Here is an 18,208-nt window from a genome sequence, read left to right as displayed (position 1 = left end):
AAATATTTTTTAAAAAATAAGTTGCAATAGTTTTAGATTCTATGATATTATAAAAAGCGTCGTCACAAGAGACAACATATTGAGAGCCATTAGCTCAGTCGGTAGAGCATCTGACTTTTAATCAGAGGGTCGAAGGTTCGAGTCCTTCATGGCTCACCATTTTACTCCAATGGCCCCTTGGTCAAGCGGTTAAGACACCGCCCTTTCACGGCGGTAACACGGGTTCGAATCCCGTAGGGGTCATCGGCATTTGGCTGGTCGGCAAGTAGCTGGCAAGGACGGCTTCCTTGCTGACTGCCATATACATAATCTAGTGGTTTCATTTGAGAGAGTAGTTTCCTTTTTAAGAGTGGTCCCGTGGTGTAGCGGTTAACATGCCTGCCTGTCACGCAGGAGATCGCGGGTTCGATTCCCGTCGGGACCGCCATTTATATAGATTCTTTTTAAAGTGGTTTGGAAGAATAACTTAATATGGCTCAGTAGCTCAGTCGGTAGAGCAGATTGCTACCTTCCCTGAAAAGCTTCTGCGGCAATCTGCGAGGAAGTTCGCGAGAACCTTCCGAGCAAAGGACTTAAGCAATACATATTTTAGGAATTAAATATTATTATGGCTCAGTAGCTCAGTCGGTAGAGCAAAGGACTGAAAATCCTTGTGTCGGCGGTTCGATTCCGTCCTGAGCCATCCCGTGAAGAGAGAGTATACCTTGTATGCTCTCTCTTCTTTTTTGTTACGGTTTTGTAATATACCCCACACCCTTTTATGGCAGAGATAAGACAAATAGCGGGCAGAAAGCTTGGAAGTATAGGGATTTATGCCTATCTGCGAAAAAAGATTTTTTTGTAATAAAATGTAAGATTTTATACAATTTTATTACAATGCTGAGACAAGTCCAGGCCCCAGCTTGTTTTATGGTACATTATAGTGGCGTCAAAATAGTACAAAACGAACAATGGTAGATACATAGAACTATGAATATAGATTTGTTTGTTTCCGAAGTCTAGGGGGATCCATTTTACAATGAAGAACTGGGGAAATAGGTTAACAGCATTATCAGGTGCTATGAAAGCCAAAGTGAATAAAGGCAGGAAGTCGGCAATTGCATTGACAGCAGCAGCGGTTTTGGCCGCAGGAGGCACACATCCTGCCGCTGCAGACAGTGAGCAGCTGACAACGGTCTATTATGTATATATTGACGGGAACTACGCCGGTACGGTCCTTGATAAGGAGAGTATTCAATCCAAAGTCGCTCAGCAGGTGGAGAAAGCCCAGGAATCTTATGACTATGAATTGTCTGCAGGGGCTGATATCAGTTACATCCCTGAGCAGGTGTTCAATACAAATATCAAGACAGAAGAAAGCCAGGTGCTGGAGGAAGTGGCGGAAGTCGGCGTCAGCACAGAGGCAGCAGGAATTGTAATTGATGGAGAGACAGCCGTTTATCTGGAAACGATGGAAGAAGCAGAAGCTGTTCTTGAGAAATTCAAACTTCAATATGCCAGCGAGAAAGAGCTGGATGGATTAGAAGCGTATAAACAAGCTGAAGAGAGCAAAGAAACCCTTCCGCCGCTTGAGAAAAATGAAGAGCGGCTGACAAGGGCCGCCATGTCTGAAGAAGTGAAGGCAGAGGAAATGAAGGCTGATCCAAAGCTGATCCTGTCAGAGGAAGAGGCATTAAAGCTTTTAAATAAAGGAACATTGGAAGAAAAGAAATATACAGTCCAGGAAGGCGATGTGCTCGGCAAGATTGCCGCTAAGCATGATTTGGATCTTAATAAGCTTCTTGCTCTCAATCCCGGGATGAAGGAAGACAGCATCGTTAAGGTGGGCCAGGAAGTCAACGTGACAGTCCTGGAGCCGATGATCCACGCGGTTATTGAGAAAGAGATATATAAGAAGGAAAAAATCGCATTTGAAAAAGAGGTCATTGAAGACAGCAGTATGTTCAAGGGCGATACGAAGGTGAAGCAGGAAGGCAAGGATGGCGTTAAAGGCATCACCTACAAAATCACTGAACAAAATGGCGTGCCTGTCCAAAAGGCGGCTATTTCAGAAAAAGTGCTTGAAGAGCCTGTGAAAGAGATTGTCATCAAGGGTACGAAGGTCATTCCATCCCGCGGCGACGGCAGCTTTGCCTGGCCAGCGGACGGCGGGTATATTTCCAGCAAGCTTGGCTACCGCTGGGGCAAAATGCATAAAGGAATTGATATCGCACGGCCGAGCAGCCGGACGATCAGCGCAGCAGACAACGGTAAAGTCGTGTCAGCCGGAATGACTGGTGACGGCTATGGAAAAAAAGTCATCATCGACCACCAGAATGGATACAGGACGCTATATGCCCACCTCGATTCAATCGATGTGAAGATTGGGCAGACTGTCCCTAAAGGAACAAAGATCGGCATGATGGGCTCAACTGGCGATTCTACCGGCGTGCACCTTCATTTTGAAGTGTATAAGAACGGAAGCTTGCAGGATCCATTGAAGTACGTGAACCGATAGGAGGAAGTCTCTAGTGTGGATGCTAGAGACTTTTTCTATAGGCAGGGAAGCAGCAGGGGCAGGCACTTGAAAGGGAGACGGATCGGCATCTTCCAAAAATTGCATAACCTAGGAACAACCCGTTCATCGCTATTAGATGAATTCCGGCGCATAACATGGTAAAGTAAAATAGAGAACTTATGTTTTGATGAGCAATGAAAAATAATAGATATATGATAGATAATCTGCTTCTTAAAGGAGAATGGGTATGGATAAGAAGATATTGGTTGTAGACGATGAAAAGCCGATTGCGGATATACTGCAGTTCAATTTGAAAAAGGAAGGCTATGAGGTGCATTGCGCTTATGACGGCAATGAGGCGCTCGAGAAGGTGGAGGAGGTCAAGCCTGATCTGATCCTGCTTGATATCATGCTGCCGCAGCGCGATGGCATGGAGGTATGCCGCGAGGTGCGGAAGAAGTATGAAATGCCGATTATCATGCTGACGGCCAAGGATTCAGAAATTGATAAGGTTCTCGGCCTTGAGCTTGGCGCTGACGATTATGTGACAAAGCCGTTTTCGAACCGGGAGCTTATCGCCCGTGTGAAGGCGAACTTGAGAAGGCACCAGCAGATTGCTGCAAAAGCCGGGGAAGAGGAAGAAACGAATGAGATTGCGATCGGTTCCCTTGTCATCCACCCGGATGCCTATGTGGTTTCCAAACGCGGTGAGACAATCGAGCTGACACATCGGGAGTTTGAACTGCTGCACTACCTGGCCAAGCATATCGGACAGGTCATGACACGTGAGCATCTGCTTCAGACCGTATGGGGCTATGATTATTATGGGGATGTCCGTACCGTCGACGTTACGGTAAGGCGCCTGCGCGAAAAGATTGAAGACAACCCGAGCCACCCGACCTGGATTGTAACAAGAAGGGGAGTAGGCTATTATTTGAGGAATCCGGAACAGGAGTAAAGAGCCATCATGAAAAAAGTCGGTTTTTTCCGTTCGATCCATCTGAAGTTTGTTTTAATTTATGTGCTGCTGATCATCATTGCTATGCAGATCATCGGAGTGTATTTTGTCGGCCAGCTTGAGAAGACGCTGCGAAGCAATTTCCAGACAGCGATCGAGGAAAGAGTCGACCTGCTATCAGTCTATTTGGAAGAAATCATTACCAAGGAACGGCCTGCCGGCGAGGACCTGCCGACAAAGGAAGAAGAGGTCCAGCGTATTCTGCGTGACTATACTTCCAAGGATATTATTGAGCTCCGGGTCATTGACGGTGAAACACAGAAAGTCCTTGGTTCCAATAAAGATGGGTATGTAAATCAGAAGGCTGTAGATGCACTCACGACTTCAGCCCTGGCCACACGGGCCCCCAAAAGTGATGAGTATACAGATCAGAGCCTTGGGAACCGCAGGGTCTGGGTCCTTGCTTCGCCGGTGAAATCGGCCAATGAAGAAGTCGTCGGTGTGGTATATGTAAAGGCAGATATCGAAAATGTCTTTGAACAGAAGAACCAGATCAACAGCATTTTTGCATCAGGCATCATCATTGCTCTTGCAATCACTGCCTTGCTCGGCATCCTGCTCGCACAGACGATCACGCGGCCGCTGTCTGATATGAGGCGGCAGGCATTGGCAATGGCAAAAGGGAATTTCTCCCGCAAAGTTAAAGTGTATGGCTATGATGAGATCGGGCAGCTGGCCATCACATTCAACAGTCTGACGAAGAAGCTGCAGGAAGCCCAGGCTACTACAGAAGGGGAGCGCCGCAAGCTGTCTTCAGTCCTTTCCTATATGACCGACGGCGTAATTGCGACCGACAGGCGGGGACGGGTTATCCTGATCAATGAACCGGCTGCAAAAATGCTGAATGTTCCACGTGAAACAGTGCTGTCGAGCCCGATTGTGAATCTGCTCGGCCTTGAGGAAGATTATACGTTTGAAGAGCTGCTTGCTGAAAGGGAGTCCGTCATCCTGGATTATAGTACAGAGACAACTCCATATGTGCTCCGCGCCAATTTTTCTGTTATTCAAAAAGAGACAGGCTTTGTTAATGGACTTATTACTGTATTGCATGATATTACGGAACAGGAAAAAATTGATTTGGAGCGCCGGGAGTTTGTGGCGAATGTATCCCATGAATTGCGGACACCGCTGACGACGATGAGGAGCTATCTTGAAGCGCTGGCGGAAGGGGCTATGCATGATGAAGATATTGCCCCCCAATTCCTTAATGTGACAAGGACAGAAACAGAGCGGATGATCCGGATGGTCAATGACCTTCTTCAGCTTTCAAAGCTGGACAGCAAGGATTACCGTATGAAGAAGGAATGGGTCAATTTTGTCGACTTCTTTAACCGGATCATCGACCGGTTCGATTTTTCAAAAGAGCAGAATGTGACCTTCCAGCGCAATCTGCCGGAGCATGCGGCATTTGTGGAAATTGATGAGGACAAGCTTACACAGGTTGTTGATAATATCATTTCGAATGCGCTGAAATACTCACCTGAAGGCGGACAGGTCTCTTTTAACATCGTCGAGCAGGAGGAGCAGCTGCTTATCAGGATTTCCGACCAGGGCGTCGGGATTCCGAAGGACAATCTGGATAAAGTATTCGAACGGTTTTACAGAGTGGATAAAGCTAGAACGAGAAAGCTTGGCGGCACCGGCCTCGGGCTTGCCATTGCCAAAGAGGTTGTGGAAGCCCATGACGGCAAGATATGGGCAGAAAGTACAGAAGGAAAAGGCACGACCATTTCCTTTACGCTTCCTTTCGTTCGTTCTGATGAGGATGATTGGGAATGACCTATGAAGATATTAAATCAATAATATTGGCAGTTCTTGTGTCAGGGAGCATTCTGCTGACATGGAGCCTCTGGACCTATCAGCCTACTTCCGAACAGCTTGGCGAGGAAAATACCGTTCAGGAAGTCGAGCTGGAGGCAAAGAAAGATGTCGGGGACCTCATCGAGCCGAATATGGCCCTGTTCCATTATGAAGACAGCCAGCATCTTGGCACCCTTTCCGCCGAGGAAACAGAAAAGCTTCTTACTGAAATTAAAAAATGGAACTTTGATGATTTTTCGGATATAACAGACGAAGTCGGGAATATAGACCTCTTTGTGCAGGAAGCAGGCCATGCTGAAATCATATACCCGGGAATCACGCCGATGAATCTTTATAAAGAGATCCTGCAGATTAAGGACAGACGGCTGGAGAATATTTACTTCAATAAGATGGTCATAGACATGCAAACTGGACAAAAAAGCGGAATCGTCTACTTTGTCGATACGGAAAGAGGAAGGGTGTACAAAACGGGTGTTGGGCTTTCGAATATCCAAAATTTTAACACCAGGTTCTACCGGCTGGCGAGTGCTTCAACCAATCCTGCTTTTGCCCGCTATGCTCCTTTTGATACCGGGAAGAAATTGATTTTCATACCGGAAAACAAAGTGGAGATGCCGAGATACAGCTTTTTATCGGAAGAGTATGAATCTGAAAGATTTAAGGAAGCATTATTCGACGATCTGGATTCTGTCCAGAAAAGCTATCTTGGGACCGGGGAGGAATTCACAAATGAATCCAGCCTGCTGAGGATCGACCAGAATAAGGTTGAATTCAAGAATCCTACTCCTGAGGATAATGAAAGCCTCAGTCCTGACAATCTGCTGAAGAAAAGCATCAATTATGTGAATGCCCATGGCGGCTGGACTGATAATTACCGCTATGTCCGGATGGATGAGAATAAACACCAGGTGTTTTTCCGGATCTACCGCAATAATTACCCGGTGTTCAGCGAGGATCTGAATCTGTCGGAGATCCAGCTCCGCTGGGGCGGCAGTGAAATCCTTGCCTATTTCCGGAACAATTTCAAACTGGCAAACCTGATAAGTTCTGCTGATGTTACGCTGAGATCAGGCCCGGAGATCCTCGACTATCTGCAGAAGAAAGAGGATTTTGAAGCCGGAAAGCTTGAGGATATCACGCTCGGCTATCAGCTTGATAAGAAATCAAAAACGGAGCTGATCCAGCTTGAGCCTTCCTGGTTTTATAAATACGAAGGCAAGTGGCAGCAGATCAGCACATTTGAACCGGGAGGGAACGATTATGGATTGGAGCAGAATTAAAACGATCTTTATCCTGACCTTCCTCATCCTGGATATCTACCTGGTCTATGAATACTCCCAGCTTCGCATGAACGGCAGCCAGGCGCTTCCGCAGGACAAGCTGGAGAACAGCTTCAAGAGTGCCAATATCAAGTTTGAAGCTGACATACCAAAAGGTGAAGTGCGGGACGGCAACCTGACCGCGGTTTCGAAGAATTTTGCAGAAGAGAACCTGGAAGAGCTGAAGGAAACGATCCTGAAGGACCAGGATATCTCCACCCTTGAGGAAAATGCCCTGAACTCGACATTAAATAAGCCATTTAAGGTCGGCAAGGACTTCAATCAGGCGGAACTTGATAAGTTCGTCAGGCAAAACATCTATGAAGGCGATAAATACGGTTTCTGGGAAAAAAGCGATGACAGCAATAAGATTACCTATTATCAGAAGTTCGAAGGAAAATTCCTCTACAAGAATGTAAATGGGGAGCTCACCTTTTACTTGAATGCCGACCAGGAAATTGTTACCTACAGACAGACGCTGTTTGAAAAAGTACAGTATCTGAAGGGCGATAAAAAGAAGCTGATTGATCCGACAGAGGCGATTGAAAACCTTTATAGGAATCAAAGTTTAAAAGAAGGCAGCAAGATTACAGACGTGGAACAAGGATATTATTCCAATATCCAGGATGACTCTTCCACCTGGGTGCTGAGCCCTGCCTGGAGAGTTGTCGTGGACGGCAAGGAGAACTTGTTCGTCAATGCCTTTAAAGGCCAGGTCCTCAGTCTCGACAGCGAGAAGAAAGACCTGGGAGAAGATTCGGAAGAAAAAACTGAAATAGTGGAGTGATAATATGTCTTTGCATTTTAGTGTTCTCGCCAGTGGGAGTACGGGAAATGCGATTTATGTTGAAGCGGACGGACAGTCCTTTATCGTGGATGCAGGCCTGAGCGGCAAGCAGATGGAGGCGCTGATCAAGCAGATCGACCGCAGCCTCGGCAATCTGTCCGGAATATTGGTCACCCATGAGCACAGCGATCATATCAAAGGCGTTGGCATCGTTGCCCGCAAATACGGCCTTCCCGTCTACGCGAATGAAAAGACGTGGCAGGCGATGAACGGCCTGATCGGGGAAGTGCCGCTCGACCAGAAATTCACCTTTGATATGGAAACCGTGAAAAGCTTCGGCTCGCTTGATATTGAATCTTTCGGTGTATCCCATGATGCGGCTGAGCCGATGTTCTATATTTTCCATCATGAAGGCAAGAAGCTTGCCCTCATCACGGACACAGGTTATGTGAGCGACCGGATGAAGGGAATCATCAAGAATGCCGACGCGTTTGTATTCGAAAGCAATCATGATGTCCAGATGCTCCGGATGGGGCGCTATCCATGGAATATCAAACGAAGGATTCTCGGCGACTTTGGGCACGTGTCCAATGAAGATGCGGCGCTTGCGATGAGCGAGGTGGCCGGCGACAATACAAAGAGCATTTACCTGGCCCACTTAAGCCAGGATAACAATATAAAAGATCTGGCGCGCATGTCTGTCAGCCAGACGCTGGAATCGCGCGGAATCCTAGTCGGGGAACAGTTCAGCCTGTATGACACTGACCCGAAGGCTCCGACTCCGCTGACAGCGGTTTAAGGTTTACCGGCGGAATAAATAGGAAAAAAGAATGGTACGAGCATGATGCCATTCTTTTTTTGTGCTTTTTTTTAAGTCTTGGATATCACCACAGCCTCACTTTTGATCAGCATCTGATAAAAATTATGAACAAAATCGTAAGATTCCTTCAGGCAGTTTGTTTTTCTTAGAAATTCCCGGCCCGGCGAGTATAATATTGGATAGAAGGAAGAATAATTCTTAGCAGCTTTGTGAGAAAGGATTGGTCAAACTTGGGTTATTATGATCAGGATTATCAGAACCGCTATAAAAAGCAAAAAGGAAATAAGGGCGGCTATTTCTTGGCCAGCCTGATCGGCATCATCCTTGGCGCCATACTGGTCATTGTCGCTGTCCCTAAGCTGATTGACTACGATGTGCTCCCATACTCAGCGAACGAGGATGCAGGACAGGCTAATACAGGCGGAAGCAATAATAATGTCACCACCCGAAATGTTTCGCTCAATGTTGAATCAGATATAACGAAAGCAGTCGATAAAGCCGGCGATGCGGTTGTCGGCATCGATAACATCCAGAATGCGAGCATGTGGTCAGGCGCAGAAGAAGGGGACGGCCAGACAGCTGGAACCGGCTCAGGCGTCATTTATAAAAAAGAAGGCGGCAAAGCCTATGTCGTGACGAACCATCACGTGGTAGAGGGAGCTTCAAGGATTGAAGTGACACTTGCAGATGGAACGAAAATCCCGGCCAAGCTGCGCGGCAGCGATATTTGGACCGACCTTGCCGTATTGGAGGTCGAAGGGGAAAAAATCGATAAAGTTGCTGAATTCGGCGATTCAGATGCTTTGAAAATCGGCGAACCGGTCATTGCCATTGGAAATCCGCTTGGACCAACCTTCTCAGGTTCTGTTACCCAGGGAATCGTTTCAGGCCTTGAGCGTGCCATTCCGGTTGACATCAACCAGGACGGGACAGTAGACTGGCAGGCAGAAGTCCTGCAGACTGATGCTGCCATCAATCCGGGGAACAGCGGCGGTGCCCTCATCAATATCAATGGTCAGGTGATCGGCATCAACTCGATGAAGATTGCCCAGGATACGGTTGAAGGAATCGGCTTATCGATTCCAATCAACTCGGCCCAGCCGGTCATCAGCGACCTGGAACAGTTCGGGGAAGTGAAAAGGCCGTATATGGGTGTTGAGCTGCGCTCTGTTAATGAAATACCTGCCTACTATCAGCAGGAAGCCCTGAAGCTGCCTGAGGATGTGACAAACGGTGTTGCAGTCATCCGTGTGTCTCCTAACTCACCGGCCGACCAGGCAGGATTGCAGGAATTTGACGTTATCGTCGAAATGGACGGCGAACAGATCAATGATGTCATCGATCTCAGGAAGCATCTGTATAATAACAAGCAGGTCGGAGATCAGATGAAAGTGAAATTTTACCGCGGCGGAAAGGCACAGGAAACAACCTTGAAGCTGTCAGGCGAAACTATCTAAAGAGAAGAAACTAACAGGAAGGCCAAGAGGCTTTCCTGCTTTTTCTTTTGGTGTTACGATGGGATGTGGATAAGTATTTCGACAAATAGAAGAATGAAATTTATCCACAATTCTTATAATAAAAAGAAAAACTGATAGGAGTGCCAAAATGATTTACAGCTGCGAAGAACACATTGATATAGCCATTGACACCGTGGTGGACGAGTATGAAACGTTCCCGGTTATGAATAAAATCGAAGACAGCCAGTTATCAACAACCTGTGAATATTGTCGAAATAAGGCAGTATATATGGTGGCGAACAAGTGATTCCATACAAGATGTGGATATAAAATGTGGATATGTGGATAACTTTTGTGGATATCTTGTTTGTAAGCTGTTTGTAATTAAATTGTAAAGGGTTGTGAATAGTGAATATCTCAATCATCACCGTTGGAAAGCTAAAAGAAAAGTACCTGAAACAGGGCATCGACGAATACCTCAAGCGCCTGTCCGCCTACGCCAAAATGGATATCATCGAAGTCCCTGACGAAAAAGCCCCCGAAGAACTGAGCGACATTGAAATGATTCAGGTCAAGCAAAAAGAAGGCGAAAGAATCCTCGCCAAAATTCATCCCGATGCCCATGTCATCGCCCTGGCTATTGAAGGGAAGATGAAATCATCTGAGGAGCTTGCTGATACGATTGATAAATTGGCTACATACGGAAAAAGCAAAATTGCCTTTGTTATTGGAGGATCACTTGGCTTGAGCCAGGAGGTTTTGCAGCGGTCAGATGAGAAGCTGTCATTTTCGAAGATGACATTTCCGCATCAGCTGATGAAGCTGGTTTTGCTGGAGCAGGTTTATCGGGCGTTTAGGATCAATCGGGGGGAGCCTTATCATAAGTAGTTGAGATTTAACAAAATGCCTCTCCTGATGAGGAGAGGCTGGGATAAAAATAGAAAAGGTTATCCTGTAGGGGATAAGATTAAGAAGACTGACTGATTAATAGACGGAAGAATTCCGCTTAATTAGTAAAATTGATAAAAATCAGCGCAAATAGACGGAGAAATTCCGCTTATTAACTTGAAAAATGTGAAATTGTAATAATTTGCTTTGCATAACCGGAAAATCTCCTCTTATTTACCTAAAAATGAATTCCATTCTGTATTTAGCCGGAAAATCCCCGCTTATTTTTCTTATGTAGGATCCATCAATTAAAAGAAGCCAGCTAGGTAAAGTATTAACGTGCCGGGAGTCAGGCACCTCACAAAGCCAAATCATAGCTTTGTGTTTTTTCTTCCCCTAAAATAGCATTATCCTCAACTTTCCAGCCAATAATGATAAGAATACAAAATAACTCATCTATTTCATGAATTTATTTATAAGTACTTTTGCACCAAGGAGGCCACACCATTATGTATGCTTCATCTGAGTTAGAAATGCTCATTCGGTTAATCGAGCGGGCTGCACTTTTGCTGATTACGTTGTTTTTCATGGCGAGGGTGCCGAAGTTTAAAGAGATTTTGCAGAGGGACCATCATTCCCCGGTAGAGCTTTCGCTGCTGACGGGGATTTTCTGTGTGTTTGCCCTTTTTGGGACCTATTCGGGAATTGAAGTGGAAGGGTCAATTATTAATATCCGGACGATTGCTATTGTCTCCGGAGGAATCCTGTTTGGGCCGTGGGTTGGCATAGTAACAGGGATTGTTTCCGGGGTGCACCGCTATTTGATCGATATTGGCGGGGTGACCTCTGTTCCGTGCCTGATCACCAGTATTCTGGCAGGGTTCACTGCTGGCTATATCCATGTTTATATGAAAAAAAGCAGGCGATGGATTTATGGGATTATCGCCGGGATGTTCTGCGAGACCCTGACGATGATTCTTATTTTAGCAATGGCTGATTCCTTTGAATTGGGTGTCGCGATTGTATCGAAGATAGGGATTCCGATGATTTTGGGACAGGTCAGCATTGGACTGATCATCCTGATGATTGCGAGTGTGGAAGGGGAGAAAGAGCGGATTGCCGCCCAGCAGTCCCAGCTGGCCCTTAATATCGCTAATAAGACTCTGCCATATTTCCGCTCGATTAACGGAGAATCGCTTCGGACGATTTGCAGGATCATTAAAGATGATATCAAGGCAGATGCCGTTGCGATTACGGATACAAAGGATGTTCTTGCCTATGTCGGATATGGGGAAGAGAAGTATAAGATTGGACAGGAAATCATCAGTGATCTGACGAAAGAAACGATCCGCAATGGGCAGATTACCATCAGGAACAATATTGCCGATCATCATACACCGCAGATCCACTGCCTGCTGATTATTCCTCTATCAGAGCAGGGCATTATAACAGGGACATTGAAAATTTATTACCGGAGAGCCTATACTATCACAAATACACTGCAGACGATGGCGATTGGACTGGCGCAGATCATCTCTACTTTGATGGAAGTTTCGAGAGTGGAGCAGATTAAGGAAGAAGCCAATAAAGCTGAGATAAGGGCCTTGCAGTCAAAAATCAATCCTCACTTCTTGTTCAATGCCCTTAATGCAATTGCCTCAACGACAAGGCGTGACCCGGAAAAAGCAAGGGAACTGATCATCAGTCTATCTGGGTATATGCGCTATAATTTGGAAGTTGGCGAAGAACTGATTGAAGTTCAAACGGCGCTTGAGCAGGTGAGAAATTATATTAAAATAGAAAAAGCAAGGTTTGGTGAACGTCTTCAGGTTGTTTATGATATAGACGATCTTCATTTAAAACTGCCAAGCCTGCTGATCCAGCCTTTAGTGGAAAATGCCGTGGTCCATGGCATATTAAAACAAAAAGGGCCTGGCAGCGTGACGATTTCCATTAAAGAATTCCAAGATAAAATTAGAGTAAGTGTCAGGGATACAGGAAAAGGAATCGACCAGGAAGTGATTGATCGCCTGCACAAAGGGGAGGTTTCCTCCAAGCAGATTGGCCTTTTCAATGTGCATCAGCGGGTGAAGCTGATTTACGGGACTGATCTGGTGATTCACAGGCTGAATCCGGGCACGGAAGTTTATTTTGACATAGGTAAGGAGCCATCATGAGAGCGATCATAGTAGAAGATGAAATTCCGGCAAAGGAAGAGCTGGAATATTTAATAGAGACGCATAGCAAAATCGAGATTGTGGCTTCGTTTGAGGACGGGCTGGATGTGCTGAAGTTCCTTCAGGAGGAAGAAGTCGATGCCATCTTCCTGGACATCAATATCCCTTCATTGGATGGGATGCTGCTGGCAGGAAGCATCAGCAAGTTTGCTAAGAAGCCGTATATCATTTTCACAACAGCTTATAAGGAGCATGCGGCACAGGCCTTTGAACTGGAGGCTTTTGATTATATTTTAAAGCCTTATGAGGAAAAAAGGATTGCCGCTATGCTTTCCAAGCTGGAAGCAGCCTTTCAGAAGGGAAAGCAGACGCAGGAAGAGATTCCCCAGGACCGCAATCGCCGGATTAATCTGAGGAAAAATGAAAATATCATCGTGACGGAGGTAAATGATATTTATTACGCTGAGGCTAGTGAAAAAATCACCCTGGTTTACACAGAGTCGGAAGAGTACACGATGCCTGTGTCAATTAGCGAATTTCATGACAGCCTGCCTCAGGATCTCTTTTTTAGATGCCACCGTTCCTATAGTGTGAATCTGTCCAAGATCCATGAGATTGTGCCATGGTTCAATAATACATATGTATTGAAACTGAAGGGTGTGAAGGCGGAAATACCGGTCAGCAGAAGCAAGTCGAAAGCGTTCCGGCAGATTATGCATTTGTAAATACCACTCATTCCGAATATCAGGCATTTCGTTCTGAAAGCGATTTAATTCCTATTTTCAGCGGTAGAATTCAAGTATAAACACAATTGCTTGAGATTATGAAACCGCTTAGAAAGAGGAGATTCGACATGAACGAACGAAAGGCAAATCGACTTCTTATCATCATTGGCACCATTATCGTCCAGATGGGTTTGGGCACCATTTATACGTGGAGCCTTTTCAATCAGCCTCTAGTCGATAAATTCGGCTGGGAATTAAGCGCAACCAGCATTACTTTTTCTATTACAAGCTTTGCTTTAGCATTTGCGACCCTGTTCTCAGGGAAGCTGCAGGATAGATGGGGCCTTCGCCGTTTGGTGGCCGCGGCCGGGATATTGCTTGGTGCTGGGTTAATCCTCAGCTCACAGGTATCCTCATTATGGATGCTGTACGCCGTTGCCGGAGTGATCGTTGGCTTCGCAGATGGTACGGCTTATATTACAACACTAAGCAATTTGATCAAATGGTTCCCAGAGAAAAAAGGCTTGATCTCAGGGATTTCTGTTGGTGCATTTGGGACAGGCAGCCTGATTTTTAAATATGTGAACGCCAGTTTTATCTCATCATTCGGTGTCTCAACAGCCTTCCTCGTATGGGGAGCAATCGTCCTGGTAATGGTCGTTGGCGGCTCGTTTTTACTAAAAGAAGCAAAAGAAACAGCAGACAGCTCTATGAAAGCGGCATCAAAGCAAAAGGATTATACAGTCAAAGAAATGCTGAAAACGAAGCAGGCATATCTGCTGTTTGTGATCTTCTTCACAGCATGTATGAGCGGGTTATACCTGGTCGGGATTGTCAAGGACATCGGAGTCAGCTTAGCCGGGCTGGATGCAGCTACAGCGGCAAACGCAGTCGCATTGGTAGCCATCTTTAATACAACAGGCCGAATCGTTCTGGGTGCACTGTCAGATAAAGTCGGCCGGATGGAAGTTATTTGCGGAACGCTGCTGGTCACTGCCATTGCAGTCACAGTCTTAAGCTTTGTTCCATTGAACTTCCCGATCTTCTTCGCCTGTGTAGCAGCCATTGCCTTCTGCTTTGGCGGAAACATCACTGTATTCCCAGCCATCGTGGCAGACTTCTTTGGACTGAAGAACCAAAGCAAGAACTATGGCGTGATCTACCAGGGATTTGGAATCGGGGCTTTAGCGGGCTCTCTGGTAGCCGCTGTACTTGGTGGGTTCCAGGCAACGTTTACGGTTATCGCAGCATTGTGTATCGTCTCACTTGTGATTGCACTGACCATTAAGCCGCCTGGTGAGGGCAAGAAGCGTAAGGAACGTAAGGGGAAGATGAAGTTGGAGCCTCATACGAGAGTTGGATAATATGAAATAGTGCCTAAGTCGGTGCCTGGCCCCCAGTACGGTAAAGTGTTAACCTACTGAAGGGTCAGGCACCTTTTATTTGAAAAGAAGAGCCAAGGGACCTGACCCCTTGGCTCTCTTTGTTTCACAAAAACAATTTTAGGGCAAAAACAATTAAAAAGCGTAAAGAAAGGGGAAGGGGATTGTTTAAGCAGTTCTTATTTAAAATTAAAGAAGGTACATGGTTCATTCCGGCTGTGTATACGCTCGTCGCATTGATTCTTGCGATCGGTGTGGTATATGTTGATTATTATTTGAACGAATTTTATCCAGAGATCTTTCTTGTGGGGCTGGATTTGGGTAAAACAATTCTTGGGACCATTGCCGGTTCGTTATTGACCATGACGACCATTACCTTTTCTACCACCATGGTTGTGTTAACTACATATTCTTCCCAATTTTCGCCGAGGACGCTGGAGAACTTTATTCATGATCCGGTGACTATGAGGGTGCTGGGAGTCTTTATTGGCGGATTTGTTTATTCTATATTTACACTGCTGTTTATAAGAGAATCCTTTGGTAATACGGTGGCATCGGCTTCTATTGGCATAATCATTGCGTTCATATGCCTCGCATTTTTTGCCTATTTCATCTACCATGTCGCCACATCCATTCAGGTCGGCAAGCTGATTGAGAGGCTTGCTGACGATGCATTGGATGTGATTAAGAAGGAAAAAGAAAGGTATGAGCAGGATGACCGTGTATCCCTGCTGCAGGTCCGGCCGTCGGTTGTCATTGAAGCAAAGGCTGTAAAGGCCAGAAGGTTTGGCTATATTCAGTATATTGATGAAGGCATGCTGATGGAGCATGCCGCTGAACAGGGAAGCATCATTGAGGTTCTCAAGCCAATCGGCCATTTTGTTACGGAAAAACATGATCTGCTTTGTGTCCACAATCAGGAAGAAATACCGGAAGGCCTTGAGGATGCTGTTATCGTAGGGATAGAGCGGACCACTTATAGTGATGTGGAATTTGGCCTGCAAAAAATTGCTGAGGTGGCCTTGAGGGCGGTATCACCGGGAATCAATGATCCCAATACAGCCATCCAGTGCATCAATTATTTAAGTGTCTGCCTGTCTGCAGCCAGCCATTTAAACGGGGAGGTTAAAGCGATCTCTGATGATGAAGGAAGAACTAAGGTTATCATTCCGCATCGGCCATTTGAAGATCTTTTGAATACTTCCTTCAGGCAGATCAGCCACTACGCGAAAGATGATTTTTCAGTCATGCAGGCGATCTTTAAGGCGCTTGAAGAAATAGGCTCAGGCTGCGGCCCGGCAATACGCAAAACCCTTGATAAGTTCGCAGATTATTTGAAAGAACAAGTAGAAACGGCTGCACTCACCAAAACCGAGAAGGATGAATTGTTTAAAGTCTGCCTGGTTGAAGAATGATGGGGGAAGGCAGGTTTCTCGGCTGCCTGTTACGAAACTTGGAAAAAAACGTTAAATAATAAAGTTTACGGGGACACAATCCGCAAATGGATTGGTGTCCCTGTTTTTGTTGCAGCAAGACCTCTTGGTTGGCATGATGTGAATTTTTCTGAAAAAAAAGAATTTATTTGCTAGAATAGATGAAGAGCTTTTGCAACTCAGAGGCAGATTTTAACAGAAAGATAATGATACATGTTCTTCTAAAATAGGATGGAGGTAAAATCAATGTGGTTTATACTAGGAATTGCTGCCATAGCAGCAACCTTTATAAATCTTTATATGTATATGACAGGCAAAGATTATAAATTTGCGATGGCAATGGGATTATCACTTACTGCTTTGACACTCTGTGCAGAATACAGCGCTGTATCTAATTGGGTGAACGGTGAAGATTGGCCGGCTTTAATGGATGTTGTACCTACTATGGAAAAGGCGTTGTGGGTTTTGACGATTATTTCTATTTTGCTGAATATAGCACCTACACTTCTAGAGCTGAAAAAGAAAAAATAATTACCTATTGCTGTAATTACCAGATTACTAGTCCACAAGGCTGCTTGATTTCGACTTGCAAAAACATCATCAATGCATTTATGAGAAGGGTTGGTTTATATGAATTCATTGCTTCAGATGGGAGCAAATGCAGTTTTGAGTTCCCCAAAAGGAACTGTAACTGTCAGCTACGAAATGTCCAATATGATAGATATTTCCTTAACCGCTTTCCTGCTGACTGATTCAGGCAAGGTGCAGGGAGACAGCGGGATCATTTTTTATAATCAGCCGAAAAGTATGTCTGGAGCCGCTGCTCTTATCCCGTCTGTGAATGTGGGTCAGACAAAGGTACATAAACTTGAGTTTGATATGAGTAAACTGCCTGCAGGGATTGCTAAAATAGCCATCACGCTAACCGAGGATAATCATACCGGCTTTTCCAATGTGAGGAATTTAAAGGCGGAGATCAGTGCGGGCGGGGAATTGATTCAATTTGTCCCATCTGTTTTTAAAAATGAAAATGGAATAGTAGTACTGGAATTGTATGTAAGAAACGGCCAGACAAAGGCAAAATCAGTGTGGCGGGGATTCGATTCAGGCCTTGAAGGTTTATGTAAACTTTACGGTGTTGAGGTTGAAGCTGAGGAGCAAAAACAGCCTCCTGCACCTCAAGCTGTTGAAAAACAAGCTTTAAAAGAACCTGCTAAAACACAATCAGTCCCTGAAAAGAAAAGCAGCTTAAATACTCTGCCGCCGATAAGCCTTGAAAAAGCAAAAGGGAAAATAAATCTCGATAAAGGCCAGAAGCCGGTGTTAATTGAGAAAACACCTGAAATTACGGCGACAGTCTCCTGGAAGACAGGGACGGACTATGATATCTATGCTCTGGTTTATACAAAGAATGGCAGGCAGATAGATGTAGCCATGTTCGGGGCCCAGGGGACACCGCCACTCAAGAGGTTTGGCAATGGAGCAGTAGAGCATATGGGGGATGTGGGAAGATTCAGCGGATCCACAAAGAAAGAAGTCATTAAATTGAGGCTGACCAATGATATTCTGGCAGTGGTGCCTGTTGTATATTCAGCTCAGTCAAATGGAACAGGGTCATTCTACAGATACAAGGTATCCATGAGTATTGATAACCATAGCGGAACTTCTGTTACCATTTCCTCCAAGAATGCGAATAATAATGACACGATCTATACCTGTGTGCCCGGAATACTCCATAATACCGACGATGGAGTGATTATAAGCCCATTAGAGCTTTATAGTGCACCCAACTCTGAGTATAGACCCAGACTAGTAATGGGAGCTTCGAATATGGTAGAGGTTTTGATGGATCAGGGGCCGATTAATGATTATAAGTAGGGGAAA

General features: G+C 45.4%; 15 protein-coding genes and 4 tRNA genes. All 19 read left to right on the top strand.

Annotated elements, in window-relative coordinates; genetic code table 11:
• Positions 1 to 83 precede the first annotated feature (83 nt).
• The 19 genes from ABU165_RS22970 (at position 84) to ABU165_RS22880 (ending at position 18,202) form a co-directional block, all read left to right on the top strand.
• Positions 84 to 159 (top strand) — tRNA-Lys (locus ABU165_RS22970).
• Between the two features lie 12 nt (positions 160 to 171).
• Positions 172 to 243, top strand: a tRNA-Glu gene (locus ABU165_RS22965).
• A 108-nt stretch (positions 244 to 351) separates the two neighbouring features.
• A tRNA-Asp gene (locus ABU165_RS22960) sits at positions 352 to 427 on the top strand.
• A 182-nt stretch (positions 428 to 609) separates the two neighbouring features.
• Positions 610 to 682 (top strand) — tRNA-Phe (locus ABU165_RS22955).
• A gap of 336 nt (positions 683 to 1,018) precedes the next feature.
• A complete protein-coding gene (locus ABU165_RS22950; protein ID WP_318061030.1) occupies positions 1,019 to 2,497 on the top strand; it encodes a peptidoglycan DD-metalloendopeptidase family protein in 1,479 nt (492 codons plus the stop codon).
• 247 nt (positions 2,498 to 2,744) lie between these two features.
• Positions 2,745 to 3,455, top strand: a complete 711-nt coding sequence (yycF, locus tag ABU165_RS22945; protein WP_009794703.1) for a response regulator YycF — start codon at positions 2,745 to 2,747, stop codon at positions 3,453 to 3,455.
• A 9-nt stretch (positions 3,456 to 3,464) separates the two neighbouring features.
• Positions 3,465 to 5,294 (top strand): cell wall metabolism sensor histidine kinase WalK, encoded by a 1,830-nt coding sequence (walK, locus tag ABU165_RS22940; RefSeq protein ID WP_009794702.1) that lies wholly within the window; start codon positions 3,465 to 3,467, stop codon positions 5,292 to 5,294.
• Positions 5,291 to 6,616, top strand: a complete 1,326-nt coding sequence (locus ABU165_RS22935) for a YycH family regulatory protein (protein WP_022544623.1) — start codon at positions 5,291 to 5,293, stop codon at positions 6,614 to 6,616. Before walK ends, ABU165_RS22935 begins: the two co-directional genes overlap by 4 nt.
• Positions 6,597 to 7,442 carry a two-component system regulatory protein YycI gene (locus ABU165_RS22930; protein WP_101548499.1) on the top strand — a complete coding sequence of 282 codons (846 nt, stop codon included), beginning with the start codon at positions 6,597 to 6,599 and terminating at the stop codon, positions 7,440 to 7,442. The genes ABU165_RS22935 and ABU165_RS22930 overlap by 20 nt, the downstream gene beginning before the upstream one ends.
• A 4-nt stretch (positions 7,443 to 7,446) precedes the next feature.
• Positions 7,447 to 8,241 carry an MBL fold metallo-hydrolase gene (locus tag ABU165_RS22925; protein WP_009794699.1) on the top strand — a complete coding sequence of 265 codons (795 nt, stop codon included), beginning with the start codon at positions 7,447 to 7,449 and terminating at the stop codon, positions 8,239 to 8,241.
• Between the two features lie 251 nt (positions 8,242 to 8,492).
• Entirely contained in the window at positions 8,493 to 9,719 is a 1,227-nt protein-coding gene (locus ABU165_RS22920; RefSeq protein ID WP_009794697.1) for a S1C family serine protease, read from the top strand.
• A 148-nt stretch (positions 9,720 to 9,867) separates the two neighbouring features.
• Positions 9,868 to 10,026 carry a CxxH/CxxC protein gene (locus tag ABU165_RS22915; protein ID WP_009794696.1) on the top strand — a complete coding sequence of 53 codons (159 nt, stop codon included), beginning with the start codon at positions 9,868 to 9,870 and terminating at the stop codon, positions 10,024 to 10,026.
• 101 nt (positions 10,027 to 10,127) lie between these two features.
• Positions 10,128 to 10,607 (top strand): 23S rRNA (pseudouridine(1915)-N(3))-methyltransferase RlmH, encoded by a 480-nt coding sequence (gene rlmH / locus ABU165_RS22910; protein WP_318061029.1) that lies wholly within the window; start codon positions 10,128 to 10,130, stop codon positions 10,605 to 10,607.
• Between the two features lie 509 nt (positions 10,608 to 11,116).
• On the top strand, positions 11,117 to 12,784 hold the full coding sequence (locus ABU165_RS22905) for a sensor histidine kinase (protein WP_224948541.1): 1,668 nt from the start codon (positions 11,117 to 11,119) through the stop codon (positions 12,782 to 12,784).
• Entirely contained in the window at positions 12,781 to 13,509 is a 729-nt protein-coding gene (locus ABU165_RS22900; protein ID WP_009794692.1) for a LytR/AlgR family response regulator transcription factor, read from the top strand. The genes ABU165_RS22905 and ABU165_RS22900 overlap by 4 nt, the downstream gene beginning before the upstream one ends.
• Positions 13,510 to 13,637: 128 nt before the next feature.
• Positions 13,638 to 14,873 carry an L-lactate MFS transporter gene (locus ABU165_RS22895; RefSeq protein ID WP_009794691.1) on the top strand — a complete coding sequence of 412 codons (1,236 nt, stop codon included), beginning with the start codon at positions 13,638 to 13,640 and terminating at the stop codon, positions 14,871 to 14,873.
• A 182-nt stretch (positions 14,874 to 15,055) separates the two neighbouring features.
• On the top strand, positions 15,056 to 16,306 hold the full coding sequence (locus ABU165_RS22890; RefSeq protein WP_318061028.1) for a DUF2254 domain-containing protein: 1,251 nt from the start codon (positions 15,056 to 15,058) through the stop codon (positions 16,304 to 16,306).
• Between the two features lie 264 nt (positions 16,307 to 16,570).
• A complete protein-coding gene (locus ABU165_RS22885; protein ID WP_318061027.1) occupies positions 16,571 to 16,855 on the top strand; it encodes a hypothetical protein in 285 nt (94 codons plus the stop codon).
• Between the two features lie 99 nt (positions 16,856 to 16,954).
• Positions 16,955 to 18,202, top strand: a complete 1,248-nt coding sequence (locus ABU165_RS22880; protein WP_094767801.1) for a TerD family protein — start codon at positions 16,955 to 16,957, stop codon at positions 18,200 to 18,202.
• The last annotated feature ends 6 nt before the right edge of the window (positions 18,203 to 18,208 follow it).

Origin of the sequence: Cytobacillus sp. T106 (assembly GCF_040492155.1) — a bacterium.
GTDB classification, from domain to species: domain Bacteria; phylum Bacillota; class Bacilli; order Bacillales; family Cytobacillaceae; genus Bacillus_AB; species Bacillus_AB infantis.
Note: the sequence above shows the minus strand (reverse complement) of the source record. Positions and strands in the feature narration are given on the sequence as shown.

Coding starts and splice junctions, on each gene's coding strand:
- ABU165_RS22885 (WP_318061027.1), top strand. CDS start 16,571: ATGTGGTTTATACTAGGAATTGCTGCCATAGCAGCAACCTTTATAAAT.
- ABU165_RS22905 (WP_224948541.1), top strand. CDS start 11,117: ATGTATGCTTCATCTGAGTTAGAAATGCTCATTCGGTTAATCGAGCGG.
- ABU165_RS22935 (WP_022544623.1), top strand. CDS start 5,291: ATGACCTATGAAGATATTAAATCAATAATATTGGCAGTTCTTGTGTCA.
- ABU165_RS22950 (WP_318061030.1), top strand. CDS start 1,019: ATGAAGAACTGGGGAAATAGGTTAACAGCATTATCAGGTGCTATGAAA.
- yycF (WP_009794703.1), top strand. CDS start 2,745: ATGGATAAGAAGATATTGGTTGTAGACGATGAAAAGCCGATTGCGGAT.
- ABU165_RS22900 (WP_009794692.1), top strand. CDS start 12,781: ATGAGAGCGATCATAGTAGAAGATGAAATTCCGGCAAAGGAAGAGCTG.
- walK (WP_009794702.1), top strand. CDS start 3,465: ATGAAAAAAGTCGGTTTTTTCCGTTCGATCCATCTGAAGTTTGTTTTA.
- ABU165_RS22880 (WP_094767801.1), top strand. CDS start 16,955: ATGAATTCATTGCTTCAGATGGGAGCAAATGCAGTTTTGAGTTCCCCA.
- ABU165_RS22925 (WP_009794699.1), top strand. CDS start 7,447: ATGTCTTTGCATTTTAGTGTTCTCGCCAGTGGGAGTACGGGAAATGCG.
- ABU165_RS22895 (WP_009794691.1), top strand. CDS start 13,638: ATGAACGAACGAAAGGCAAATCGACTTCTTATCATCATTGGCACCATT.
- ABU165_RS22930 (WP_101548499.1), top strand. CDS start 6,597: ATGGATTGGAGCAGAATTAAAACGATCTTTATCCTGACCTTCCTCATC.
- ABU165_RS22915 (WP_009794696.1), top strand. CDS start 9,868: ATGATTTACAGCTGCGAAGAACACATTGATATAGCCATTGACACCGTG.